The 23,712-nt window shown below is 76.0% G+C and carries 29 protein-coding genes; 10 read left to right on the forward strand and 19 right to left on the reverse strand.

Annotated elements, in window-relative coordinates; translation table 11 throughout:
• Nucleotides 1–509: 509 nt before the first annotated feature.
• A complete protein-coding gene (proC, locus tag E9529_RS15935; RefSeq protein ID WP_236832171.1) occupies nt 510–1,346 on the reverse strand; it encodes a pyrroline-5-carboxylate reductase in 837 nt (278 codons plus the stop codon).
• A 109-nt stretch (nt 1,347–1,455) separates the two neighbouring features.
• Here proC and E9529_RS15940 point away from each other — a divergent pair, with 109 nt between their 5' ends.
• Entirely contained in the window at nt 1,456–2,022 is a 567-nt protein-coding gene (locus E9529_RS15940) for a type 1 glutamine amidotransferase domain-containing protein (RefSeq protein WP_236832173.1), read from the forward strand.
• Nucleotides 2,023–2,029: 7 nt separating this feature from the next.
• Here E9529_RS15940 and E9529_RS15945 read toward each other — a convergent pair whose 3' ends face one another.
• Entirely contained in the window at nt 2,030–2,815 is a 786-nt protein-coding gene (locus E9529_RS15945) for a hypothetical protein (protein WP_236832174.1), read from the reverse strand.
• Complete coding sequence (locus tag E9529_RS15950) at nt 2,815–3,759, reverse strand: hypothetical protein (RefSeq protein WP_236832175.1); 945 nt, start codon at nt 3,757–3,759, stop codon at nt 2,815–2,817. Before E9529_RS15950 ends, E9529_RS15945 begins: the two co-directional genes overlap by 1 nt.
• A gap of 85 nt (nt 3,760–3,844) precedes the next feature.
• Here E9529_RS15950 and E9529_RS15955 point away from each other — a divergent pair, with 85 nt between their 5' ends.
• Nucleotides 3,845–4,693 carry a hypothetical protein gene (locus E9529_RS15955; RefSeq protein ID WP_236832176.1) on the forward strand — a complete coding sequence of 283 codons (849 nt, stop codon included), beginning with the start codon at nt 3,845–3,847 and terminating at the stop codon, nt 4,691–4,693.
• On the opposite strand, the gene E9529_RS15960 is transcribed toward E9529_RS15955, so the two are convergent.
• Complete coding sequence (locus E9529_RS15960) at nt 4,577–5,662, reverse strand: helix-turn-helix domain-containing protein (protein WP_236832177.1); 1,086 nt, start codon at nt 5,660–5,662, stop codon at nt 4,577–4,579. The genes E9529_RS15955 and E9529_RS15960 overlap by 117 nt on opposite strands.
• Nucleotides 5,663–5,743: 81 nt before the next feature.
• Here E9529_RS15960 and E9529_RS15965 point away from each other — a divergent pair, with 81 nt between their 5' ends.
• Both E9529_RS15965 and E9529_RS15970 read left to right on the forward strand, forming a co-directional pair.
• On the forward strand, nt 5,744–5,962 hold the full coding sequence (locus E9529_RS15965; RefSeq protein WP_236832178.1) for a hypothetical protein: 219 nt from the start codon (nt 5,744–5,746) through the stop codon (nt 5,960–5,962).
• A 10-nt stretch (nt 5,963–5,972) separates the two neighbouring features.
• Nucleotides 5,973–6,164, forward strand: coding sequence for a DUF3072 domain-containing protein (locus E9529_RS15970; RefSeq protein ID WP_236832179.1), 192 nt, complete (start codon nt 5,973–5,975; stop codon nt 6,162–6,164).
• An 18-nt stretch (nt 6,165–6,182) separates the two neighbouring features.
• Here the strand turns inward: E9529_RS15970 and E9529_RS15975 are convergent, their stop codons facing one another.
• Nucleotides 6,183–6,872, reverse strand: coding sequence for a response regulator transcription factor (locus E9529_RS15975; protein WP_236832181.1), 690 nt, complete (start codon nt 6,870–6,872; stop codon nt 6,183–6,185).
• Nucleotides 6,869–8,071, reverse strand: a complete 1,203-nt coding sequence (locus E9529_RS15980) for a cell wall metabolism sensor histidine kinase WalK (protein ID WP_236832182.1) — start codon at nt 8,069–8,071, stop codon at nt 6,869–6,871. The genes E9529_RS15975 and E9529_RS15980 overlap by 4 nt, the downstream gene beginning before the upstream one ends.
• Before the next feature lie 167 nt (nt 8,072–8,238).
• On the opposite strand from E9529_RS15980, the gene phoU reads away from it, so the two are divergent.
• A complete protein-coding gene (gene phoU / locus E9529_RS15985; protein ID WP_236827207.1) occupies nt 8,239–8,907 on the forward strand; it encodes a phosphate signaling complex protein PhoU in 669 nt (222 codons plus the stop codon).
• Nucleotides 8,908–9,077: 170 nt separating this feature from the next.
• On the opposite strand, the gene E9529_RS15990 is transcribed toward phoU, so the two are convergent.
• The 4 genes from E9529_RS15990 to mshA form a co-directional block, all read right to left on the reverse strand.
• Complete coding sequence (locus E9529_RS15990; RefSeq protein WP_236832184.1) at nt 9,078–9,836, reverse strand: phosphoglyceromutase; 759 nt, start codon at nt 9,834–9,836, stop codon at nt 9,078–9,080.
• 72 nt (nt 9,837–9,908) lie between these two features.
• Nucleotides 9,909–11,501 carry an MFS transporter gene (locus E9529_RS15995; RefSeq protein WP_236832185.1) on the reverse strand — a complete coding sequence of 531 codons (1,593 nt, stop codon included), beginning with the start codon at nt 11,499–11,501 and terminating at the stop codon, nt 9,909–9,911.
• A complete protein-coding gene (locus E9529_RS16000) occupies nt 11,498–12,028 on the reverse strand; it encodes a YbjN domain-containing protein (RefSeq protein ID WP_236832186.1) in 531 nt (176 codons plus the stop codon). Before E9529_RS16000 ends, E9529_RS15995 begins: the two co-directional genes overlap by 4 nt.
• Nucleotides 12,025–13,365 carry a D-inositol-3-phosphate glycosyltransferase gene (mshA, locus tag E9529_RS16005; RefSeq protein ID WP_236832187.1) on the reverse strand — a complete coding sequence of 447 codons (1,341 nt, stop codon included), beginning with the start codon at nt 13,363–13,365 and terminating at the stop codon, nt 12,025–12,027. The genes E9529_RS16000 and mshA overlap by 4 nt, the downstream gene beginning before the upstream one ends.
• Nucleotides 13,366–13,445: 80 nt before the next feature.
• On the opposite strand from mshA, the gene E9529_RS16010 reads away from it, so the two are divergent.
• Nucleotides 13,446–14,225 carry an SDR family oxidoreductase gene (locus E9529_RS16010; RefSeq protein ID WP_236832188.1) on the forward strand — a complete coding sequence of 260 codons (780 nt, stop codon included), beginning with the start codon at nt 13,446–13,448 and terminating at the stop codon, nt 14,223–14,225.
• A gap of 90 nt (nt 14,226–14,315) precedes the next feature.
• Here E9529_RS16010 and E9529_RS16015 read toward each other — a convergent pair whose 3' ends face one another.
• Nucleotides 14,316–15,476 carry a UDP-N-acetylmuramate dehydrogenase gene (locus E9529_RS16015; protein ID WP_308195296.1) on the reverse strand — a complete coding sequence of 387 codons (1,161 nt, stop codon included), beginning with the start codon at nt 15,474–15,476 and terminating at the stop codon, nt 14,316–14,318.
• Here E9529_RS16015 and E9529_RS16020 point away from each other — a divergent pair.
• On the forward strand, nt 15,358–16,221 hold the full coding sequence (locus E9529_RS16020; protein ID WP_236832191.1) for a class I SAM-dependent methyltransferase: 864 nt from the start codon (nt 15,358–15,360) through the stop codon (nt 16,219–16,221). The two genes, E9529_RS16015 and E9529_RS16020, sit on opposite strands and share 119 nt — an antisense overlap.
• Nucleotides 16,222–16,228: 7 nt before the next feature.
• On the opposite strand, the gene E9529_RS16025 is transcribed toward E9529_RS16020, so the two are convergent.
• Nucleotides 16,229–16,576, reverse strand: a complete 348-nt coding sequence (locus tag E9529_RS16025) for a hypothetical protein (RefSeq protein WP_236832193.1) — start codon at nt 16,574–16,576, stop codon at nt 16,229–16,231.
• 102 nt (nt 16,577–16,678) lie between these two features.
• On the opposite strand from E9529_RS16025, the gene E9529_RS16030 reads away from it, so the two are divergent.
• Nucleotides 16,679–17,518 (forward strand): spermidine synthase, encoded by an 840-nt coding sequence (locus E9529_RS16030; protein WP_236832194.1) that lies wholly within the window; start codon nt 16,679–16,681, stop codon nt 17,516–17,518.
• A gap of 26 nt (nt 17,519–17,544) precedes the next feature.
• On the forward strand, nt 17,545–17,748 hold the full coding sequence (locus tag E9529_RS16035) for a PspC domain-containing protein (RefSeq protein ID WP_236832195.1): 204 nt from the start codon (nt 17,545–17,547) through the stop codon (nt 17,746–17,748).
• Between the two features lie 13 nt (nt 17,749–17,761).
• On the opposite strand, the gene E9529_RS16040 is transcribed toward E9529_RS16035, so the two are convergent.
• The 7 genes from E9529_RS16040 to E9529_RS16070 form a co-directional block, all read right to left on the reverse strand.
• The gene (locus tag E9529_RS16040; RefSeq protein WP_236832196.1) at nt 17,762–18,049 is read right to left on the reverse strand and encodes a DUF2516 family protein; all 288 of its coding nucleotides are present in this window, start codon (nt 18,047–18,049) and stop codon (nt 17,762–17,764) included.
• Between the two features lie 139 nt (nt 18,050–18,188).
• The gene (locus tag E9529_RS16045; protein ID WP_236832197.1) at nt 18,189–18,965 is read right to left on the reverse strand and encodes a hypothetical protein; all 777 of its coding nucleotides are present in this window, start codon (nt 18,963–18,965) and stop codon (nt 18,189–18,191) included.
• A gap of 33 nt (nt 18,966–18,998) precedes the next feature.
• Nucleotides 18,999–19,451, reverse strand: coding sequence for a helix-turn-helix domain-containing protein (locus E9529_RS16050; protein WP_236832199.1), 453 nt, complete (start codon nt 19,449–19,451; stop codon nt 18,999–19,001).
• Between the two features lie 87 nt (nt 19,452–19,538).
• Entirely contained in the window at nt 19,539–20,543 is a 1,005-nt protein-coding gene (locus tag E9529_RS16055; protein ID WP_236832200.1) for an asparaginase, read from the reverse strand.
• Between the two features lie 92 nt (nt 20,544–20,635).
• Nucleotides 20,636–21,196: an aerial mycelium formation protein gene (locus tag E9529_RS16060; protein ID WP_236832202.1), complete on the reverse strand. Its 561-nt coding sequence runs from the start codon at nt 21,194–21,196 to the stop codon at nt 20,636–20,638.
• A gap of 122 nt (nt 21,197–21,318) precedes the next feature.
• Entirely contained in the window at nt 21,319–22,428 is a 1,110-nt protein-coding gene (locus E9529_RS16065; RefSeq protein WP_236832204.1) for a folate-binding protein YgfZ, read from the reverse strand.
• Nucleotides 22,425–22,883: a Fur family transcriptional regulator gene (locus E9529_RS16070; RefSeq protein WP_236832206.1), complete on the reverse strand. Its 459-nt coding sequence runs from the start codon at nt 22,881–22,883 to the stop codon at nt 22,425–22,427. The genes E9529_RS16065 and E9529_RS16070 overlap by 4 nt, the downstream gene beginning before the upstream one ends.
• Nucleotides 22,884–22,921: 38 nt before the next feature.
• On the opposite strand from E9529_RS16070, the gene E9529_RS16075 reads away from it, so the two are divergent.
• A partial coding sequence (locus E9529_RS16075) for an aminotransferase class IV (protein WP_236832207.1) occupies nt 22,922–23,712 on the forward strand: 791 nt, incomplete at its 3' end.

The raw sequence follows: 23,712 nt of genomic DNA on the forward strand, positions 1-23,712 counted from the left end.
GCGGGGGGCCGGGACGGCGGGGCGGCCGATCGGCATGGCGGCGGGGTGCTGGGCCGGCACGGGCCGGGCGACGGCCGCCGCGGTCATCGGGCGGACCATCTGGCGGGGCACGGGCATCCCCGGGCGGACGACGGTGGCGGCAGCGTGGCGCTGGGGCATGGTCATGTCTTCGTCTCCGGTACCTAGCTCGTGTCGTGGCGCCGGCTTCCCCACCGGCAACTGAACACGCACGCGCTGGTACTGAGAGTAAGGGGGCGGGCGTGACTGAAGCGATGGGTGAAACGAACAGGCGGACCGGTCCGTCCTAGGCAGAACTACACCTATGCAACACGGTGCACAGGCGTTCCGGCGCGTTTCGCGACACGGTGACAAGTCGGTGACGCGTCGTCACCCCGATCGGCCCGGATGTGCACTACCGTGCTCGCCCGCTCACGCCGGGTGCGCGTCGACCTGTCGACACGGGAAGGCGCCGGCACCACGTCCCGGCCGGTCGACGTCAGGACTTGTCGTCAGGCCCCGTCGCGGCCCAGCTCGACCGACCGCGCGTGCGCCGCCTCGATCGCGGCCATGAGCGCCGCCCGGACGCCGTGCCGCTCCAGCTCCCGGATCGCGGCGATCGTCGTGCCGCCGGGGCTGGAGACCGCCTCGCGCAGCTGGACGGGGTGCTCGCCCGAGTCGCGCATCATCACCGCCGCGCCCAGCGCCGTCTGCACGATGAGGTCCGCGGCCAGCGCGCGCGGCAGCCCCAGCAGGATGCCGGCGTCCACCATCGCCTCGACCAGGTAGAAGAAGTAGGCGGGTCCGCTCCCCGACAGCGCGGTCACGGCGTCCTGCTGCGCCTCCGGCACCCGGCGCACCTGCCCGACCGCCGCCAGCAGCGCCTCCGCCTCGTCGAGGTCCTGCTCCCCCGCGTGCGCGCCGGCCGAGAGCACGCTCATGCCCTCGTCCACGAGCGCGGGGGTGTTCGGCATGACCCGCACGACCGGGACGCCGGACGGCAGGGCCGCCTCGATCCGCGCCGTGGGGACCCCCGCGGCGACGGAGACGACGAGGTGCCCCTCGTCGACGTGCCCGGCGACCAGCCCGAGGAGCGCGTCGATGTCCTGCGGCTTGACGGCCAGCAGCAGCACCCGCGCCCGGGCCGCGGCCTCGGCGAGCTCCACCGCGGGCACCCCGTAGCGCCCGGTCAGCTCGGCGGCGCGCTCCGGGCTGCGCTCGACGACGAGCAGCCCGTCGGCCCCGCCGCGCCGCACGAGACCGGACAGCAGCGCCTCGCCGATCTTCCCGCCGCCGATGATGGCCAGGCCGCGGCGGCCGGTGGCGGTCGTCGGTTCTCCCCGGGTCATGACGTGCTCCCAGCTGTCGGGCGCGCTGCGGGGCGCGGGCGGACGGGTACGCCCGAAACCGTAGTGCTCGGGCGTGTGCCGCCTCCGGGCCCCGGGTAGCGCCGCCCCCATGGCAGGAGAACTGGACGGGATGAGGGTGGCCGTGCTGGCGACCGACGGAGTGGAGCAGGTCGAGCTGGACCGCCCCTGGCAGGCGCTCGAGGAGGCCGGCGCGGAGCCGGAGCTGGTGTCGTTCTCGACCGGGACGATCACCGCGTACGAGCACATCGACAAGGGCGAGCGGCGCACGGTCGACACCGACCTCGGCTCGGCGGACCCGGACGACTACGCGGCGCTGGTCCTGCCCGGCGGCGTCATCAACGGGGACTTCGTGCGCGCGGACGCCGACGCGGTGACGTTCGTGAAGGCGTTCTTCGACGCCGGCAAGCCGGTGGCGGCGATCTGCCACGCGCCCTGGGTGCTGATCGAGGCCGGGGTGGTCCGCGGCCGCCGGATGACCTCCTGGCCCTCGCTGCAGACCGACCTGCGCAACGCGGGCGCGAACTGGGTGGACGAGGAGGTCGTGGTCGACGGGAACCTCGTCACCAGCCGCAAGCCCGACGACCTCGACGCCTTCGGGGCGGCGATCGTCGAGGAGTTCGCCGCCACGCGCGACGCCGAGCCGGCGGAGGCCTGACCCGGCGTCAGGACGTCGCGAGGAGGGTGGCCGCCGGGGCGATCGTGAGCAGGGTGCCTGCGAACACCAGGACGGCGAGCAGGCGGGCACCCACCGGTTCGGCGCCCTGGCGCTCCCGCCAGGCGTTCACCCCGGCCACCAGGCCGGTGACGGCCAGCGGGGCCAGGAAGACCGCCAGGTGCGGGATCAGCTCCCAGAGCACGGTGGCGGCGAAGTAGATGCCCACCCCGGCCGCGAGGGCGATGACCAGCTCGCCGGCGAACCGGGCCCAGGCCAGCGCGCTCTCGCGCGGGGTGGCGTCGAGGTCGGCGTCGTCGGCGCGCACCACGGGGATCGGCCCGGTGGACGCCACGCCCTCGCGGGCGGGCGCGCCGGCCGCCGTCGCCCCGCGGGCGGACCGGCGGTCGGTGGCGCGCTGCGGGCCGGCGGCCTCCGCCGCCTCGGCAGGTCGGCGCAGCGGGGGCACCGGGCCGGAGGGGTGCGGCACACCGGGCTTGCGGTCCGGACGGAGCCCCGGGATCGCCGCGGTCGCGGGGTCGGCGGCCCGGCCTGCCGGGCGGCCCGACCGCGCGGGCTGGGGTTCGGCGTCGGCGACCTGCAGGTCGCTCCGGCGCCGGCCGTAGCCGGCCCGCTCGGCGCCGGCCTCGGCGCGCCGCTGGCGGATCCCCGTGTCGTCCTCGTCGTCGGCGCGCCGGCGCCGGGCCGTGCGGGCCGCGGACTCGATGCCGGCCTCGCGCAGGATCTCGGCGAGGGAGCGTCCTCCCGTGTCCGGGTTCCAGTCCGGTTCGGCCATCACGCCCCTCCCAACGAATCCAGCCTGCGGAGGATGACCCCCTCGCGCAGCGCCCACGGACAGATCCGCACGGAGGGTACGTCGAGCGCACGCAGAGTAGCGGCAGCCACGACGGCGCCGGCGGGAACCTGGTGCGCCCGCGCGGCGGACACACCGGGGAGCTCGGCGAGCGCCGAGGACTCGATCCGGGAGACGAAGCCGACCAGCTGGCCGAGTCCGGTCGCCGTGAGCTCGCGCGGGACCCGCAGGCCGCTCGCGGACGGCGCGGCGCCGGCGAGGCGGGCCAGCGTGCGGAAGGTCTTGCTCGTCGCGGCGACCAGGTCCGGCGGGCCGGCTGCCGCGATCTTCTCCGCGGCCGGGGCGAGCAGGTCGTCGGCGTGCGCGGAGAGGGCCTCCAGTGCCGCGAGGTCGGGCCGGCCGCCGGCGTCCGCCCGGGGCAGGAAGCGCCGGCTCATCCGCCCGGCGCCCAGGGGCAGGGAGAGCGCGACGTCGGGGTCCTCGTCGATGCCCGCGGCGAGCTCCAACGAGCCCCCGCCGATGTCGAGGACCAGCAGCCGCCCGGCGCTCCAGCCGAACCAGCGCCGCACCGCCAGGAAGGTCAGCCGCGCTTCGTCCTCACCGCTGAGCACGGTGAGGTCGACGCCGGTGCGCTGCCGGACCCGGTCGAGCACCTCCAGACCGTTGGCCGCCTCGCGGATGGCGGAGGTGACCAGCGCCATGAGCTCGTCGCAGCCCTGCGCCTCCGCCTGGTCGCAGGCCCGCTGCACCGCGGCGAGCAGGGCCTTCTCCCCCGCCCGGGAGAGCACGTCGTCCTTCCCCACGTGCTCGGCGAGCCGCAGCACCGACTTGTCGTCGTGCATCGGCGTGGGGTGCGCGCCCCGGTGGGCGTCCACCACCAGCAGGTGCACCGTGTTCGAGCCGACGTCCAGCACACCCAGCCGCATGTGGCCGATTCTGCCTGGCTCCCTCCGGAGGCTCGCGCCGAACGAGCGAGGCGTGAGGAGGAGGGGGTCCTTCTAGGCTGCCCCCGTGCGGAACGAGCCCCCCGACGAGGTCGCGCCGGACTTCGCCCGCGAGTGGGTGGAGTTCCCCGACCCCGCCGACCCCGAGCACGTCGTCCGGGCCGACCTCACCTGGCTCGCGTCGGCGTGGACGTGCGTGTTCGGCCGGGGCTGCGCGGGCGTGGTGGAGGGGCGTCCGGACGACGGCTGCTGCAGCCACGGCGCCTTCTTCACCGACGAGGACGACCTGCACCGGGTCACCGCGGCGGTGGCCGACCTGACCGAGGAGGACTGGCAGCTCGCCGCGACCGGGCGCGGCGCCTGGACCGAGGTGGACGACGCCGAGGACCCGGAGGAAGGGGGCACGGCTGCCCAAGACGACGGGCGCGTGCGGTCGCTGCGGACGCGCGTCGTCGACGGCGCCTGCGTCTTCCTCAACCGCCCCGGGTTCGCCGGTGGCACCGGGTGCGCCCTGCACCGGATGGCGCTGCGCACCGGGCTGCACCCCCTCACCACCAAGCCGGACGTGTGCTGGCAGCTGCCGGTGCGCCGTGAGCAGGAGCACGTGGACCGGCCCGACGGGACCCGGGTGCTGGTGTCGACCATCGGCGAGTTCGACCGGCGCGGGTGGGGGCCGGGCGGCCACGACCTGCACTGGTGGTGCACCGGCTCGCCGACCGCGCACGTCTCCCCGGTGCCGCTGGTGGAGACCTACGCCGCGGAGCTGGTCGCGCTGCTCGGGGGCCCGGCGTACGAGGAGCTACGCCGGCTGACCGAGCTGCGGCTGGACCAGGGGCTGGTCGCCCCCCACCCGGCCAGCCCCGCCCTCGCCGGGCCGGTGCCCGTCCAGCTGCACCGGCGCCGTCCCGAGGCGTGACACCGCGCCGGCGCGGAAGGTCTGCCGGTAGGCCCGGGGGGTGACCCCGCGGCGGCGGGTGAACTGCTCGCGGAGCCCCGCCGCCGTCCCGAAGCCGACCAGCCGGGCGATCTCCTCGACCAGGGCGTCGCTGTTCTCCAGCAGCTCCTCGGCCGCCGCGAGCCGCTGGGCGAGCAGCCAGGCGTGCGGCGTCGTGCCGGTGGTGGCCTTGAAGCGCCGGGCGAAGCTGCGGGGGCTCATCAGCGCCCGCCGGGCGAGGACGTCGACGGAGAGGTCCTCGGCGAGGTGCCGACCGGCCCACTCCAGGACGAGGCCGAGCAGGTCGTCGGAGCAGGCGGGGACCGGGGCGTCGATGAACTGCGCCTGCCCGCCGTCGCGGTGCGGCGGGACGACCATCTCCCGGGCCAGCGCGTTGGCCGCGGCCGCACCCCACTCCCGGCGGACCAGGTGCAGCAGCGCGTCCACGCCGGCCGCCGTCCCCGCCCCGGTGAGGATGCGCCCGTTGTCCACGTAGAGCACCGCCGGGTCGACGTCGAGCTGCGGGTAGCGGGCGGCGAGCTCGCCGGCGTAGCGCCAGTGCGTGGTCACCCGCATCCCGTCGAGCAGGCCGGTGGCGGCCAGGGCGAAGACGCCCGTGCAGTGGCTGACCAGGGTGGCCCCCCGGGCGTGCGCCCGCCGGAGGGCGTCCAGCAGCGCCGGCGACGGCAGCCGGTCGACGACCTCCCAGGCGGTCACCAGCACGATGTCGGAGCGGTCCAGCCGGTCGAGGCCGTGCTCGACGAGGATGCCGATCCCCGTGTCGGTGCGCAGCACCCCCGGGCGCTCGGCGACGAGCGCGAAGTCGAAGCGGGGCAGGCCGATCTCCGGGCGGTCGTAGCCGAACACCTCGTTGCTCACCCCCAGCCCGAAGCTGGCGACGAGACCCTCGCCGACCACCAGGCTGACCACGAGCGGACGTCCCTCTGCCATGCGCACACTGTGGCAGAAAACCCGCGATCGTGGTCACTCCTGCCACTCGTGCGGGCGGGCGGTCGGCGGGACGCTTCCCCCATGTTGCTGATCACCTGCCCCGTGACCCGGACCGACGAGCTGGTCGCCGACCGGCGCATCCGGTCGGTCACCAACCACCGGACGCACATCGCGCTGCACGTCGAGTGCCCCGCCTGCGGCGCGGTCCACGCCTACCCGACCGGCCGCCGGTGGGCGGCGACGCAGGCCGCCCGCGCCGCCGCCGCCGCTCGGCGGGCGCCGGAGCTGCACCCGGCCTAGCATCGAACACATGAGCGAAGCCAACTCCGCCGACCAGACCACCGAGAAGGACCCGGACACCTGGGTCACCGGCGACGAACCGGCCACCGGCGCCCAGAAGAGCTACCTCGAGACGCTGGCCCGGGGCACCGACGAGGAGATCCCCGAGGACATCTCGAAGGCGGACGCGTCCAAGAAGATCGACGACCTGCGGAACGGCTGACGCACGTCCCGCCCGGGTCTACGCCTCCAGCTTGTAGCCCAGGCCCCGCACCGTCAGCAGGTACTTCGGGTTGGCGGGGTCGGGCTCGAGCTTGGCGCGCAGCCGCTTCACGTGGACGTCGAGGGTCTTGGTGTCACCCACGTAGTCCGACCCCCACACGCGGTCGATGAGCTGGGCCCGGGTGAGCACCCGGCCGGCGTTGCGGAGGAGGAGCTCCAGCAGGTCGAACTCCTTGAGCGGCAGCGCTACCTGCTCGCCGTCCACCGCGACCACGTGCCGCTCCACGTCCATCCGGACCGGCCCGGCGGCCAGCACGCCGCCCTCGGCGGGGGCCGCGTCGGCCGCCTCGCCCCGGCGGCGCAGGACGGCCCGGATGCGCGCCACCAGCTCCCGCGCCGAGTACGGCTTGGTCACGTAGTCGTCGGCGCCCAGCTCCAGGCCGACGACCTTGTCGATCTCGGCGTCCTTGGCGGTCAGCATGATGATCGGCACGCTGCTGCGGGCGCGCAGCATGCGGCAGACCTCGGTCCCGGGCAGGCCGGGGAGCATGAGGTCGAGCAGCACGATGTCGGCGCCGCCGCGGTCGAACTCCGCCAGGGCGTCGGGCCCGGTGGCGGCCACGACCGTCTCGAAGCCCTCCCGCCGGAGCATGTAGGACAGGGCGTCGGAGAAGGACTCCTCGTCCTCGACGACCAGGACTCGGCTCATGGGTGCTCGTTCTCCGAATTCTGCGTTGCGGAAGCGGGCGATCCCGCCGCCGGGTGCTCCGCGGTACCGGCGAGCGGGATGCGCAGGGTGAAGGTCGACCCCAGCCCCTCCTCGCTCCAGACCGTCACCGAACCACCGTGGTTGCTGGCCACGTGCTTGACGATCGCCAGACCCAGCCCGGTCCCCCCGGTGCTGCTGGCGCGGGACTGGTCGACCCGGTAGAAGCGCTCGAACACCCGGTGCCGGTCGGCCCGCGGGATGCCGATGCCGCTGTCGGTCACCGCGATCTCGGCGAAGCCCGACCGCGCGCGGGCCGCGACGGCGACCCGGCTGTTCCCGGTGCTGTAGGCCACGGCGTTGGCCAGCAGGTTGGTGACCGCGGTGACCAGCTGGCTCTCCACCCCGCGCACCACCAGGTCCGCCTGCCCGCCGAGCACGATCTCCAGCCCCTTGGCCCGGGCCGCGGTGCGCGTGCGGTCGACCGCCTCCCCGAGCACCCGGTCCACATCGACGGGCACGAGCTCGGGCAGCGGCTCGCCGCCCTGTAGCCGGGAGAGGTCGATCAGCTCGCGCACGAGCCGGCCCAGGCGGTCGGCCTCGTGGGCGATCCGCGCCGCGAAGCGCTGCACCGCCTCGGGGTCGTCCGCGGCACCCTCGATCGCCTCGGCGAGCAGGGCCAGCGCCCCCACCGGCGTCTTCAGCTCGTGGCCGACGTTGGCGACGAAGTCACGGCGAACGGCCTCCACCCGCCGCGCCTCGGTGACGTCCTGCAGCACCAGCGCGACCGGCTCCGCCGGCGTGCCGCCGTCGCCGTCGAGCCGGATGCCGTGGACGCCGACCAGCCGCGGCCCCGCGCCGACCAGGTCGCCGGGCAGCCGGACGTCGGCGCGCCGGGTGCCCTCGCTGCGCACCGCACGGGCCAGGGAGAGCAGCTCCGGCACCAGCAGGCGGGTGCCCCGGACGACGCCCAGCGCGCGGGCCGCGGGGTTGGCCAGCAGCACGGCGTCGTCGACGCCGACGACCACCAGGGCGGGATCCATCAGGTCCACGAGCCGCCGCGCCAGCGCCGCCTCGGGCAGCGGCAGGGACCCGCTGTCGAGGGGGCGGCGGCCCCCGTCGGTGCGGGAGCGGAGGATGACGGCGGCGGCCACCACCCCACCCAGGAGGAGGCCGACCACCAGGGCGACCAGTGGACTCACGGCCCAGATGCTAGGTGCGCGCCGGCGAGGCACCATGATCAGGCGAGAGGTTCACCGCTCGGACGGGTCACTGTTCACCGGCGGGTGGGTCGGAGTTCACCCCACCGCGGCCGGATCAGCCCCGGCCGCGCCTACTGTCGCCGGGGAACCACGACGAGAGGACGACCGTGCGGGACAGCTACCACGAGGAACTCGACGACATCAACACCTGCCTGGTGGAGATGGCAAACTCCGTGGGCTCGCAGATGAGCACGGCCACGACGGCGCTCCTGGACGCCGACGTCGCCCTGGCCGATCTGGTGATCGCCGGGGACGACCAGATCGACGCCACCCGCGAGAGCATCGAGCAGCGCACCTTCACGCTGCTGGCGCGCCAGCAGCCGGTGGCCGGCGACCTGCGGACCATCACGACCGCGATGCGGATCGTCGCCGACCTCGAGCGGATGGGCGACCTCGCCGCGCACATCGCCAAGGTGGCGCGGATGCGCTTCCCCGACCACGCGGTGCCGCAGGAGGTCCGGCCGGCCTTCCTCGAGGCGGGCAACGTGGCCGAGCTGCTCATCACCAAGACCGCGACCGTCATCGCCAAGCGCGACGTCGAGGCCGCCCAGGAGCTGGAGACCGACGACGACGCGATGGACCAGATCCACCGCGGGCTGTTCCGCCAGCTGCTGAGCGAGGACTGGCCGCACGGCATCGAGTCGGCCATCGACATCACGCTGCTCGGCCGCTACTACGAGCGCTTCGCCGACCACGCGGTCAGCGTCGCCCGCCGGGTCTGCTACCTGGTCACCGGCGAGCGCTACGACTCTGCTGTTTCGTCAGCCTCCGGCTGACACCGCGGCGATCACACTGCCGTCCTCCGGACGGCACCGCGGCCAGGAGCCGTCCCCCGTTGCGTTGAGCCCTGCCCTGCGCCTCCTCGGGGGACGCTCCGCGCCCCCGCTCGTCGACGCGCCTCGCGGGGCGGCTCAGCGCTTCCTCGGGGACCCTCCGGGCCCCCTCGTCAGCGCTTGCCCTGGTTCTTGACGGCCTCGATGGCGGCCGCCGCGGCGTCGGGGTCGAGGTACTCGCCGCCGGGCTTCACCGGCCGCAGGTCGTCGTCCAGGTCGTAGCGCAGCGGCACACCGGTCGGGATGTTGAGGCCCACCACCTCGTCGTCCCCCATTCCGTCCAGGTGCTTGACCAGCGCCCGCAGGCTGTTGCCGTGGGCGGCGACCAGCACGGTCTGGCCCAGGCGCAGGTCGGGGACGATCGCGTCGTACCAGTAGGGCAGCATGCGGACGACGACGTCGGCCAGGCACTCGGTCGCCGGGCGCGCCTCCGGCGGCAGGAACGAGTAGCGCGCGTCGCCGTCCTGGCTGTACTCGCTGCCCGGCTCGATGGGCGGCGGCGGCGTGTCGTAGGAACGCCGCCAGGTCATGAACTGCTCCTCGCCGAACTCGGCGAGCGTGGCGGCCTTGTCCTTGCCCTGCAGCGCGCCGTAGTGCCGCTCGTTCAGCCGCCAGGAGCGCTTCACCGGGATCCACTGCCGGTCGGCCTCGTGCAGCGCCAGCTCGGCGGTCATGATCGCCCGGCGCAGCAGCGAGGTGTGCGAGACGTCGGGCAGCAGCCCGTGCTCGGCCATCAGCCGTCCGCCGCGAGCGGCCTCCTCGCGCCCCTTGTCGGTGAGCGGCACGTCCACCCAGCCGGTGAAGAGGTTGGCCTTGTTCCACTCGCTCTCGCCGTGGCGGAGCAGCACCAGGGTTCCCGTGGAGGTCGTCACGGCGATCATCCTGCCCGACGTCGCCGCCGCGGGCAGCGGAGCCTCCGCGTGCGGCCCCGTGAGCCCGCCGGGTCAGCGCGGGACCGGTGCCACCCGTCTCGGCCGGCCGGGCAGCCAGACCAGCACCACGACCGCCGCCACCAGAGTGGCGGTGGCGGTGCCGACCGCCGTCAGGTGCATGGCGGTCACGAAGGCGTCGCGGGCCGGGTCCACGACCGCGGCCGCGGCCCGGGCCACCTCCGGCGTCCCCTCGGCCTGCGCCCGGCGCACCGCGTCGAGCGTGGCGACGACCGACTGCCGGGCGTCGTCGCGCGCGCCCGCCGGCAGCCCGTCGGCCGCCGACCCCAGCTGCGCGGAGTAGGTCGCCGCGAGCAGGGAGCCCAGGATGGCGACGCCGAGGGCGCCGCCCACCTGGCGCACCGAGTTGTTGACCGCGGCCCCGGCGCCGGCCTTCTCCCGCGGCACCACGGACATGATCGACTCGGTCGCGGGCGCCATCACCGCGCCCATGCCGAGCCCCTGGACGGAGAGCACCACCAGCAGCAGCCAGACCGGCGAGGTGAGGTCGAGCAGCTGCACCCCCAGGAAGGACAGGGTGATCAGCAGGAAGCCGGTCGCGCAGACGGCCTTGGCCCCGAACCGCTCGGCCAGCCCGGAGCTCCGGGGCGCCATGAGCGCCATGCCGAGCGCGACCGGGATGAGCGCCGCACCGCTCTGCAGCGGGGAGTAGCCGCGCACGCCCTGCAGGTAGAAGACCAGGTAGAAGGTCGCGCCGAGGAGCGCGAAGAAGTTCAGGCCCAGCGCGGCCGCGGCCGCCGAGAAGGCCGGGTTGCGGAACAGCGAGACGTCGAGCGCCGGGTGCGCCGAGCGCCGCTGCAGCCAGACGAAGAAGGCGAGCAGCACCAGGCCGCCCACGAGGGGCACGAGCACCCCCGGCGTCGTCCAGCCCGCGCCGCCACCGCCGTGGATGATGCCGTAGACCAGGCCGGCGAGCGCCGCGATCGACAGCAGCACGCCCGGGAGGTCCAGCCGGCCGGGGGAGGGGTCCCGCGACTCCGGGACGAAGGCGAGCACGGCGACGATGCCCAGGAGCGCCACGGGGACGCCGACGAGGAAGACCGCGCCCCACCAGAAGTGCTCGAGGACGGCGCCACCGGCCAGCGGGCCGCCCGCGACGGCGATCCCCGCCGTCCCGGCCCACACGCCGATGGCCCGGCCGCGCTCGCGGGGCGGGAAGACGTTGGTGATGACGGCGAGCGTCGTCGGCTGGACCGCCGCGCCCCCGATGCCCATCACCGCCCGCCAGCCGATCAGCTCCAGGGGGCTGTCGCTCAGCGCGGCGAGCACCGACCCCACCGCGAAGACGGACAGCCCGATGAGCAGCACCCGCCGCCGGCCGATCCGGTCGCCGATGACGCCCCAGGTGAACAGCAGGCCGGCGAACACGAGGATGTAGGCGTCGACGACCCACTGCAGCTCGCCCTGGCTGGCGTCCAGCTCCCGCTGGAGCGTCGGCAGGGCGACGTTGAGGATCGTGTTGCCCATGATCACCACGAGCAGGCAGACCGTCATGGTGGCCAGCACCCACCACCGGCGGGTGTAGCCGGGGGGCAGCTCGTCACCGGGCGCCACCGCGCCCGGCCGGGACCTGTCGGTCGCCGTCACGCCCTGCTGGCGGGGTCGGCGCCGGCGCGGCGGCTGGGGTCGGCGAAGGCGGCGAACGCCTCCAGGTTGCGCAGCGACTCCCCGCGCTTGACCCGCCACTCCCACTCACGGCGGATCGACGTGCCGAAGCCGATCTCCAGCATCGTGTTGAAGTGGTCGTCGGCGTAGCTGAGCACCGAGCCGAGCAGCCGGTCCAGCTCCTCGGGCGTGACCGCGGCGTGCGGCAGCCGGCCGGTCAGGTAGACGTCGCCGACGGAGTCGATCGAGTAGGCGACCCCGTACATGCGGGCGTTGTGCTGCAGCAGGTAGGTCCACAGCTGCTCGCGGTTCTCGTCGGGCTGGCGGCAGACGAACGCCTCGACCCGCAGCGCGTGGTCGCCCACGATCAGGCCGCACACCGTCTTGAGCTTCTTGGTGCCCGGCAGGTCGACCAGCCAGGTGCCCGGCCGGGGGTGCTCGTGCACCAGCTCCGCGTCGCGCAGCGTCTGGTCGATGACCGCGTCGAGCTCCTCGACGGTCCGGCTCACCGGGCCACCCCCATCCCTGGCAGGGCCCGGAGGCGACCGGGCCGGCGGTCCCGCAGCGGGAGGGCCCGCGGAGCGGACATCTCAGCGGCCGCCGAGGTGTAGGCCGCGACGAGGGCGTCGGCGGTGCGGTCCCAGGAGAACGCGGCCGCGTGCCGTCCGGCGCCGGCGGCGAGCAGCTCCCGGCGGGCGAGGACCGCACGCACGGCCGCGGCGTAGTCCCCGGCCCGGTGGCCGTCGACCAGCACGCCCGAGACGCCGTCCCGGACCGCCGTCGGCAGCCCACCCACGGCCGCCGCGACGACCGGGGTACCGCAGGCCTGCGACTCCAGCGCGACCAGCCCGAACGACTCGTTGTGGCTGGGCACGACGGTCACGTCGGCCGCCCGGTAGAACTCGGCCAGCCGGGCGGGCGGCTGCGGCGGGTGGAACCGCACCAGGTCGCCGATGCCCAGCGAGCGGGCGAGCTCCTCCAGCTGCCGGGGGGCCTCCAGGCCGCTGCCGCTGGGCGCGCCCACGACGTGCACCTGCAGGTGGGCCCGCAGCGCCGGGTCGTCGGCGAGCATGCGGGCGGCGGTGTGCAGCAGCACGTCGGGGGCCTTCAGCGGCTGGATGCGCCCGACGAAGAGCAGGACGACCGCGTCGTCGCGCACGCCGACGGCGCGGCGGGCGGCGGCCCGGCTGCCGGGGGCGAACCGGTCGAGGTCCACCCCTGGCGGAACGACGAGGGTGCGCGCGGGGTCGGCGCCGTAGAGGCGCACGAGCTGGCGGGCCTCCTCGTCGGTGTTGGCGATCAACCGGTCCGCCTCGGCCACGACCTGCTCCTCGCCGATGACCCGCGCCCGCGGCTCGGGGCGGTCGCCGTCGGCCAGCGCCTCGTTCTTGACCTTGGCCAGGGTGTGCGCGGTGTGCACCAGGGGCACGCCCCACCGGTCGCGGGCCAGCCAGCCGACCTGCCCGGAGAGCCAGTAGTGCGAGTGGACGACGTCGTAGTGGCCGGGCTCGTGCTGCGCCTCGGCGCGCAGCACCGCCGCGGTGAACGCGCAGAGCTGGGCGGGGAGCTCCTCCTTGCCCAGGCCCTCGAACGGGCCGGCGCTCACGTGCCGCACCGTGACGCCCGGGCTCATCTCCACGACCGGGGGCAGGTCGCTGGAGGTCGCCCGGGTGAAGACGTCGACCTCGATGGCGCGGGCGGCCAGCCGCCGGGAGACCTCGACGATGTAGACGTTCATGCCCCCGGCGTCACCGGCGCCGGGCTGGTCCAGCGGGCTGGTGTGCACCGACAGCGTCGCGACGCGCGCCGGGTGGCCGGGGGCGGGGAAGCCGCGAGCGGGCACCACGGACCTCCGCTCTGCTCTGCGAGGGCCCCGACCAGCACCCCTGTCGGTCCTCCATCTTGCAACAGCGCCAGGATGGGGGCATGTCAGGTAGCTCACCCTCGACCCCCGGCTCCCTGCCCGGGACCGGTCGCACCGCCGTCGTCACGGGCGCCTCGAGCGGGATCGGGGCGGCGACAGCCCGGCGGCTCGCGGCCGAGGGGTTCGACGTCGTCGTCGGTGCCCGCCGGCTGGACCGCCTGGAGGAGCTCGCCGCCGCCATCGGCGGCCGGGCCCTGCCGCTGGACCTCACCGACCCGGGGTCCGTGGCCGCGTTCACCGCTGCCCTCGACCGGGTGGACGTGCTGGTCAACAACGCGGGCGGGGCGTTCGACACCAATCCCGTCGCCGAGGCCGACCTCGACTCCTGGGCTCGCACCTACGAGGTCAACGTGCTCGGCACCGTGCGGCTGACCAAGGCCCTGCTGCCGAAGCTGCGCGACTCCGGTGCGGGCGACGTGCTCTTCGTGGGCTCCACCGCCGGGCTGATCTCCTACGAGGGCGGCGCCTCCTACACGGCGGCCAAGCACGGGGTGCACACGCTGGCCGAGACGCTGCGGCTGGAGCTGTGCGGGCAGCCGGTCCGGGTGATCGAGATCGCACCCGGGATGGTGAAGACCGAGGAGTTCTCGCTCAACCGCACCGGCTCGCAGGAACGGGCCGACGCCGTCTACCGCGGGGTGCGCGAGCCGCTGGTCGCCGAGGACGTCGCCGACTGCATCGCCTGGGCGCTCACCCGCCCGCACCACGTCAACGTCGACCTGCTGGTGGTCCGCCCCCGCGCCCAGGCCGCCCAGCACAAGGTGGCCCGCGAGGAGGAGTGACCCCCAGCGCAACTTCCGGGAAGTCGGACTCTCCGGGCGCCTGCCGACCCCTACTTCGCTGAAGTCGTAGGGGCGTCACCCGGAAACCGGTCAGGGCCGGACGGCGGTGGGCTCGCGCTCCAGGGTGACGCCGAACCGCTCGCGCACCGCGCCCACGACCCGGTCGGCGAAGGCGAGCAGCTCGGCGGCCGTCGCGCCGTCCTCCGTGGTGAGCGCCAGGCTGTGCCGCGACGAGGTGCCCACCCGCCCGTCGCGGGTGCCGCGGCCGAAGCCGGCGTGCTGCACCAGCCAGGCGGCGCTGAGCTTGAGCTGCCCGTCGCCCGCCGGCCAGCTCGGGCAGCCCTCGACCGCCCGCTCGGCGGCCACGATCGGGTTGGTGAAGAACGAGCCGGCGCTGCGCGAGTCGGGGTCGGCGGCGTCCCACACCATGCCCTTGCCGCGGCGCAGCGCCAGGACGGCGTCCCGGACGGCGGCCAGCGGCGCGCGCGCGCCGACCTCCACACCGAGGCTCCGGGCCAGCTCCGCGTAGCCGACCGGCCTGGACAGCTCGCCGGCCTCCAGCGCGAACGCCACCTCCAGGACGACGAACCGGCCCGCCTCGCGCTTGAGCCGGCTGTCGCGGTAGGCGAAGCCGCACTCGGCCGGGCCCAGCGTCCGCTCGACCTTCTCGGCGCGGTCGTACACGCGGACGGCGGTGATCGTCTGCGCGACCTCCTGGCCGTACGCGCCGACGTTCTGCACCGGCGTCGCGCCCGTGGAGCCGGGGATGCCCGACAGCGCCTCCACGCCCGCCAGCCGCTGCTCGACGGTGTGCGCGACCAGCGCGTCCCAGTCCTCGCCCGCCTGCACCACGAGGGTGTCGCCGGTGCGCTCGATGCCCCGCGACCGGACGGCGACGACGTCGCCCGGCCACCCCTCGTCGGGGGCGATGAGGTTGGAGCCGCCGCCGAGGAGCAGCAGCGGGCGGCCGGACTCGTCGGCGTCGCGGACGGCGGCGACCAGCTCGGCAGCCGTCTCGACCTCCACCAGCCGCTCGGCGGGGCCGCCCACGGCCAGGGTGGTCAGCCCCGCGAGGGGGACGTCGGATCGCACCTGCACGGCTCGACGGTAGTCGGCACTAGCCTGTGACCCCGTGAACCAGCCGGGCGACGAGCACAAGCGCCGGGCCTCGCTCTCCCCCCAGCCGCAGCGCCGGGCGCCCCGGCTGGCCGCCGGGCGGGCGCGGGCGCTGGGCCTGCCCACGCGCGGCACCACGAACGCCAACCGGCTGCGCCGGGTCGACCGCTGGCTGCTGGCCACGCAGGTGCCGCGGCTGCGCGACGCCGCCCGCCCGCTCGTCGTCGACCTCGGCTACGGCTCCTCCGCCGTCACCACGCTGGAGCTCGTCGAGCGGCTGGGTCCCGAGGTGGACGGCCTGGAGGTCGTGGGGCTGGAGATCGACCCGGAGCGGGTGGCGGCCGTGGCCGCCGACCGCGACCCGCCGCGGGTGGACTTCCGCGTGGGCGGCTTCGAGCTCGCCGGGCTGCGCCCGGTGCTGGTGCGCGCGTTCAACGTGCTGCGCCAGTACGACGAGGAGTCCGCCGCCCGGGCCTGGGACACCATGCGCGGCGCCCTGGCCCCCGGCGGGCTGGTCGTCGAGGGCACCTGCGACGAGTGGGGGCGCCGCTCGGCGTGGGTGGCGCTGGACGCCGACGGCCCCCTCACCCTCACCCTCGCCGCCCGGGTCTCCGACATCGCGACGCCGTCCGACCTCGCCGAGCGGCTGCCCAAGGCGCTCATCCACCACAACGTGCCCGGGCAGCCCGTGCACGAGTTCCTGCGCGCCTTCGACACCGCCTGGGCGGCCGCCGCCGGCATGAGCACGTTCGGCCCGCGCCAGCGCTGGACGGCGGCGGTGGAGACCCTCGCCGAGCAGGGCTGGCCGCTGGTGGGCTCCAGCCGGCGCTGGCGGCAGGGCGAGGTCACCGTGCGGTGGTCGGCGGTCACGCCGGTCTGACCGCGGCTCAGCCGGCGTCCGGCACCGGCACGACCGGGCTCTCGACCAGCACGGCGACCATCCCGGCGTCCGATCCGCTCTCGTGCAGCTCGCCGGGCTGCCACAGGACGGCGTCGCCGGCGGCCAGCGGCACCCGGACGCCGTCGGCACCGGCCGCCCAGCCCCCGCCGGAGACAACCGCGAGCAGCTGCCACAGGCGCGTCTCGTGCCGCCCCACGACCGCGCCGGCCGCGAAGGTCGCCAGGTGCACCCCGAAGCCGGGCACCGGTCCGCGCACCCGGCCCGGCGAGACCATGGTCACGCCGTGGCTGCCGAAGGCGGTGATCTCCCGCGGGGAGAGGTGGACCCGGCGCACGCCCGGCACGCTAGCCACCCCGGTCCGTCCACGGCAGCGGGTGCGACCATGGCCCGCAATGAGCGCGGGAACGGCCGGGCGCCGGGTGGGGGCGGGGCACGGGTGAGGACGCCGCCGGGGCCGGTCCCCGTGGACGGCGGCACCGCAGAGCTGCTGGCCGACGCCGACCGGGACGGCTCGTGGGTGCTGATGCTGAACGGCACCCCGCAGTCGCACGTCGACCTCACCGACCCGGCGCACCTGGAGTTCGAGTACGTGCGGCGCATCGGGCACGTGCTCGACACCGCCGCTGCGCCGGGCGCCCCGCTGGACGTGGTGCACCTGGGCGGCGGGGCGCTGACGCTCCCCCGCTACGTGGCCGCCACGCGCCCCGGGTCCCGCCAGCGGGTGGCCGAGATCGACCAACCGCTCACCGACCTGGTCCGCGAGCACCTGCCGCTGCCGCGGTCGGCCCGGGTGCGGGTGCGGGCCGCCGACGCCCGGGAGGCGCTCGCCGCGCTGCGCCCGGGCAGCGCAGACGTCGTCGTCACCGACGTCTTCGCCGGGGCGCGCACCCCGGCGCACCTCACGACCGCCGAGTTCGTGGCGCTGGTCGCCCGCGCCCTGCGGCCCGGCGGCGTCTACGCGGCCAACGTCGCCGACGGCCCGCCGCTGCGCTTCGCCCGCGGCCAGGTCGCCACGCTGCGCACCGCCTTCCGGCACGTCTGCCTGCTCGCCGAGCCGGGCACCCTGCGGGGCCGGCGCTTCGGCAACCTGGTCGCGGTCGCCTCCGACGCGGAGCTGCCGCTGGCGGAGCTCAGCCGCGCCTGCGCCCGCGACCCGATGCCGTCGCGCGTCGTGGACGGGCACGACCTCGACCGCTTCGTGGGCAGTGCCCGGCCGGTGCACGACGCCGAGGCCGAGCCCTCGCCCGAGCCGCCCGAGGGCGTGTTCGGCCGCTGACCGGCGCACCGCCCTAGGGTGGCCGCATGACCACGCCCTCGCCGTACCGGCTGCGCCGGGACACCCGCCACAAGATGGTCGCCGGCGTCTGCGCCGGGATCGCCCGGCGCTACGGGCTCTCGCGCGGCGGCCTGCGCGTGGCGTTCGTGGTCTCGTGCGTGCTGCCGGGGCCGCAGTTCCTCGCCTACCTGCTGCTCTGGGTGCTCATCCCGGCCGACGACCGGTACTGAGCCGGGTCGGCTGCTACCAGGTGTTGTCGCGGCGCATGCCGCCCACGGCGGGGCGGACGTCGACCAGGTAGACGATCGCCGCGATCACGGCCGGCAGACCGAGCAGCGACAGCGGGGTCTTCATCCAGAAGATGACGAGCAGGGCCAGGCCGGTGATCGCCGCCCAGCCCGGCTTGGTGAGCTTTCCGGCGGCGACGTACCCGGCGGCGGGCCGGATCAGGGCGTCGACGAACGCCCAGGCGGTCAGCCCCAGGGACGCCCAGTACAGGCCGAGCATCAGCCACCCGTCGAACAGACCCATGCCCGCCAGCCTACTCGCGCCGGGGCGCTCCCCGGGCCCGCCGAGCGGCCGGCCGGCCCGGGCGGGTGAGGCGGTGGACGCGACAGGGCCCCGGAGCGCTGGTCGCAGCTCCGGGGCCCTGGTCGGTGGGGCCGTGCGGTCAGCTCTTCTTGGCGGGCACGGCGGTCGGGTCGGCCGGCTTGGCCGAGCGGGCGCGGGTCACGCGCGCCGAGGTGGCCTTGGCCGGCGACTTGCGGGCGGCGGAGGTGGTCTTCTTGGCCGTCGTCCGGCGCTTGGGGGCCTCGACGGCCTCGTCCGCGGTGGCCTTGGCGGCGTCGGCGGCGTCCTCGACCTTCTCCTCGGCCTTGGCCGCGACCTTGGTCGCCTTGGCGGCGGTCTTCTGCACCACCGAGGTCACCTCGTCGGAGGCCTCGACGACGGCCTCGGCGCTCTCCTCGATGACGTCCTCGAGGCGCTCCTCGACGGCGTCGACGGCGTCCTCGGCGCGGCGCACGATGCGCCGGACGCCGGGCTGGCGGCGGAGGTCCTCGACGACGACGGCGCCGCGCTCGGCCAGCGTCTCCACCGTGGCGATCGCCTGGGTGCGGGCGGTCTCGACCAGGCCGGCGACGGTGCTGCGCAGCGCCTCCGGACGGGCCGCGACGGCCAGCTGGTGCGCGGTGGTGCGCGCGGTGCCGGCGGCCTCGGCGGCCCGGGTACGGGCCTCCTTGACGGCGAGGTCGGCCTGCACCTGCGCCTCGCCCGGCAGCGCCTCGGCGGTGCTGCGGAACTGGGCGACGACGGTGCGGGCGCGCTCGACGGCCAGGTCACCGGCGCCGACGAAGGCCAGCAGCGGGGTGCGGGCCTGCTTGGCCAGGGTGCGGCCCTGGGCCACGGCGAACTCGCCGTACTGCTTCACGGTCTGGGTCGGGGTCATGCGGAACTCCTCGGGAGTGGTGAGGGGGGATGGTCAGCTGGCGGCCGGGGACGAGGCCCGGTGCTCACGGACGTAGGTCTCGTAGAGCTCGAGCAGGACGGCCTTGTGCCGCTCGGACAGCGCGTCGTCGGAGCGGATCGCCGCCACGGTGTCCGGGTTCCCGGAACGCCGGTCGAGGATCCCCGCCTGCTCGTAGAGCGTCTCGGCCGAGATCTTCAGGCCCCGGGCGATCGACGCGAGGATCTCCGCTGACGGCTTGCGGAGGCCCCGCTCCACCTGGGACAGGTAGGGGTTGCTGACGCCGGCGGTGCGGGCCAGCTCGCGCAGCGAGACCCGCGCGGCGTTGCGCTGCTCACGGATGAAGTCGCCCACCGACGAGCTGACCGCCGAGACGCCGGAGGCGTCGGCGACCGAGTCGGCGACCCGGTCCACCGTGGAGCGGACGGAGGTCACCTGCTCGCGGACGAACTCTCCTGGGGTCTGCACACGTTCGACGCTAACCCCGGGTGCTAGCTCCTGCAAGCGGAGCGGCTAGCACCCTGGCGTGATCGCGGACACACCGGGATGCCCTGGTCAGGCCTCCAGCGCGGCGGACGCCCGCACCTCGCCGACGACGCCGTCGCCCCCGCTGACGGGTGTCCGCGCCCACGGAGCAAGCACCTCGGGGTCGACGCCGAGCCGGCGCAGCCCGGCCGCGAGCGCCGGGGTCCGCCCCCGGTCCCCGCCGTCGTCGAGCTTGAGCGCCACGGCCCCCGCCCCCGGCAGCGCCGCCACGTGCACACCGTCGGCACCGCCCTTCACCAGCAGACCGGGGACCGCGCGCATCAGGTCGGTGTCCTCGCGGCCGGTCCCGGCGACGAACCAGGGGTGGGCCCGCATCGCGTCGGCCACCGCCCGGCCGGGCGAGCCCTCGGCGGCCTGCACCAGGGAGAGCACGCCCCGCGCCAGCCCCGTGGGCGAGAGGGCGTGCTGCGGCGCGCCGCAGCCGTCGACGACGACCGCCGCCACCGGCTCGCCGGCCGCCTCCCCCAGCCGCGCCTCGATCGCCTGCTGCAGGGGGTGCTCCCGCGCCAGGTAGCCCTCCGTCGGCCAGCCGGCCGCCACGCACGCCGACAGCATCGCCGCGTGCTTGCCCGAGCAGTTCATGGCCAACCGCTCCGGCGCGCGGCCGGCGGCGATCCAGGCGGCCTTGGTCCCCTCGTGGGCGGGCAGCGCCGGGGGGCAGCCCAGGGCGTCGGGGCCGAGGCCGGCGGCGGCGAGCATCGCCCCGGCCAGCTCCCGGTGCCCGTCCTCGCCGAGGTGGGAGCCGGCGCCGATCGCGAGCTCCTCGCCCGAGCGCGGCACCCAGCCGGCCGCGAGCAGCGCCGTCGCCTGCACCGGCTTGTTCGCCGACCGGGGCAGGGTCGGGCGGTCGACGGCACCCACAGCGAGCACCACCTCACTGGCGGCGTCGAGCACCACCAGCGACCCCCGGTGCACCGACTCCAGGAAGCCCGAGCGGTGCACCTCGACCAGCACCGGGGTGTCGGGCCAGGGGGACGAGGGGGGAACGGCCTGGTCAGCCGCGGTTCCGAGCACGCCCCAGGGTCCCATGCCCGGTGCCGTGCGGGACGACCGCGCCTCAGCCCGCCCGTGCCGGACGTGCGGGGCACGGGCGAGGCGTGGTCCGCTCAGTGGCGGCCCTCGTCGGCGAGCAGGGCGGCGACGTCGGCCTCGCCGTCGCGGTAGCGGCGGCCCAGCTCCGCCGCGAGCGCGTCCATCACCTGCTGCACCCCGCGACGGCGCTCCGAGAGCCCCTTCTCGGCGTCGGCGAGGGCGCGGGCCGCGGACTCCAACAAGGCGTCCGAGAGCTCGGTGATCGCCGACAGGTCCGCCCCGGGGGTCAGCGAGTTGACCCAGGACTCGTACTCCTGCGGGTCGGCGGGCTGGACGGTCTGGTGCCGCCCCAGGCCGTGCGCGGGGCCGCGCCCCTTCTCGGCGAGGATCTCGGGCAGCAGGTCGACCAGCGACCGCCCGTCGTGCTCCGCCCGGCGCTGCAGCTCGCGCCGCACGATGTCCAGGCGGCCCTGGAGCAGCCGCCGGGTGTAGGAGAGGTTGACCTCCTGCTGCTCGGCCTCCCGGCGCAGCCGGCGCACGTCACCCATCGGCCGGCGCACGGCGCTCTCGAGGAACGCGGGGTCCAGCAGCGCGTCGACGGCGGCACCCCCGGCGGGGGACGGCTTCGGGCTCACGGGTGGCCTCCAGGTGCGGGGTGCCCGGCGCGGGCATCGGCGGTGTCAGCGGCGGGCGCTGGGCGGAGCGTAGGTCAGCGGCCCCGGCCTGCCCACCCGGTGCGCGGGTGGGCGCGCCGCGCTCAGCCGATCGTCCCAGACCGGACGGCCCGGACCCGGTTGCGCGCCGCCACCTGGGTGTCGTCGAGCGCCGGCGGGGCGTCGTCGGGGTCGATCGAGGCCGTCGAGCCTGCCACGGTCAGCGCGGCGTCCTGCGTCACCGACTGCTTGACCAGCGCCAGGGCGACGACACCCAGCTCGTGGTGCCGCACCACGCTGCCCACCCGGCCGACGTCCCGCGTGCCCGCCCGCACCGGCTCGCCGGGCACCGGCAGGTCCTCGCTGACGCCGTCGAGGTGCAGCAGCACCAGGCGGCGCGGCGGCCGCCCCAGGTTGTGCACCCGCGCGACGGTCTCCTGCCCGCGGTAGCAGCCCTTCTCCAGGTGGACGGCGGTGCGCAGCCACTCGAGCTCGTTGGGGATGGTGCGGTGGTCGGTGTCGACGCCGAACCGCGGCCGCCGGGCCTCCACCCGCAGCGCCTCGTAGGCCGAGGCACCGGCGAGGGGGACGCCCAGCCGGTCGGCCAGGGCGGCCGCCTCCGACCGCGGCACCAGCAGGTCGTGGACGTCGGCCGCGCCGTCGCCGACCGCCGGCATGCGGCGCACCCAGCCCTCGCCGAGGGGCGCCACCGCGAACGGCCCGGGGGGCACCGGCAGCCCGGCCGCCGCCAGCGCCGCGGCCGACCCGGGCCCGACCAGCGACAGCAGCGCCCGCTCGTCGGTGACCAGGCGCGGCTCGACCCGGAGCATGAAGCGCATCCGCTCGAGGAAGGCCAGCAGCGCGGGGCCGGCGCCGGGCTCCACGTCGGCCCACGTCGTGCCGGCCAGCTCGGCCACGACCAGGTGGTGCTCGACGTGGCCGTGCGGGCTCAGCACCAGCGCCTCGCTGCCGGCGCCGTCGGCGAGCTGCGCGACGTGCTGGCTGGTGATGCTGTGCAGCCAGGAGAGGCGGTCGGCGCCGGGCACCGCGAGCACGTCGCGGTCGCTGCGGTCCACCAGGCCGGCGCCCTCGGCGAGCAGCCGCTGCTCGCGCAGCGGGTCGCCGTAGTGCGCCGCGACGACGCGGGTGACCTCCGGCCCCGGCTCGACGGCGACCGCCCCGGGACGGGCGAGGAGGGGCGAGGGCGTGGTCATGGGGACTCCGTTCCGGCGCGGTCTCGGCAGGCGCGGCACGTGCCCGACAGGGCGACGTGGCCGACGTCCACGGTGAAACCCAGTTCGGCCGCCAGACGTTCCGCGGCCTCGTCGAGGAGGTCGGGCGCCGCCGAGGAGATCTCCCCGCAGGAGTTGCAGACGACGTGCAGGTGGGGCCGCTCGGCGGCGTGGTAGACCGGCGCGCCGCGCCCCAGGTGGGTGTGCCAGACGAGGCCGAGCCGCTCGAGCAGCTCCAGCGTCCGGTAGACCGTCGAGGTGTCCGGCGCGCTGCCGCCGGGGCCGGCCTCCTCGCGCAGGCGGGCGACGATCGCCTCCGGGGTGGCGTGCGCGAGCGCCGCGACCGCGGCCAGCACCCGGGCGCGCTGCGGGGTCAGGCGCAGCCCCCGCGCGCGCAGCTGCTCCGCGAGCGGGGCGGCGACGTCGTCGGTCCCCATGGGGCGAGCCTATTCCCCGCGTACGGCAGGCTGGCCCCGTGGACGAGCAGCGCAGGGTGGCGGTGTGGCGGGACGGCGCGGCGGTGCCGGTCCCCGCGGACCAGCCGGTCGTGACCGCCTTCGACCTCGGGCTCGCCCGCGGGGACGGCGTCTTCGAGTCCGTCGCCGTCGTCGGCGGGCGCACGCCGCACCTGGACGCGCACCTGGCCCGGCTGACCCGCTCCGCGGAGCTGCTCGGGCTGGCCCACCCCGGCGACGCCGCCTGGCGGGCCCTCGTCGGGACGGCGCTGACCGGCTGGCCGGCGGAGGTCGAGGGCGTGTGCCGCCTCGTGCTCACCCGGGGGCTCGGCGAGGGCACGCCCCCGACGGCGCTGGCGCTGCTCGCGCCGGTGCCCGCCGAGACGCTGCGGCAGCGGACCGAGGGCGTCGCGGTCGTCACGCTGGGGCTCGGGGTGCCCGCCGACTTCCGGGCGGGCGCGCCGTGGCTGCTCGGCGGCGCGAAGACGCTCTCGTACGCGGTCAACATGGCCGCCCAGCGGCACGCGCAGGCCCTCGGCGCCGACGACGTCGTCCTCACCAGCCTGGAGGGGCGGGTGCTGGAGGGCCCGACCTCGACCGTCGTCTGGGCCGCGTCGGGCACGCTGCACACGCCGCCGGTGGAGAGCGGCATCCTCGCCGGCACCACCCAGGCGCGGCTGTTCGCCGCCGCCGAGGCGGCCGGATGGCCCACCGCCCGGACGCCGGGGACGGTCGAGGACCTGCACGCGGCCGACGCCGTGTGGCTGCTCTCGGGCGTGCGCGGCGCCGTGCCGGTGCACACCCTCGACGG

It is taken from the genome of Blastococcus sp. KM273128, assembly GCF_021698975.1.
In the GTDB taxonomy this organism is placed as follows: domain Bacteria; phylum Actinomycetota; class Actinomycetes; order Mycobacteriales; family Geodermatophilaceae; genus Blastococcus.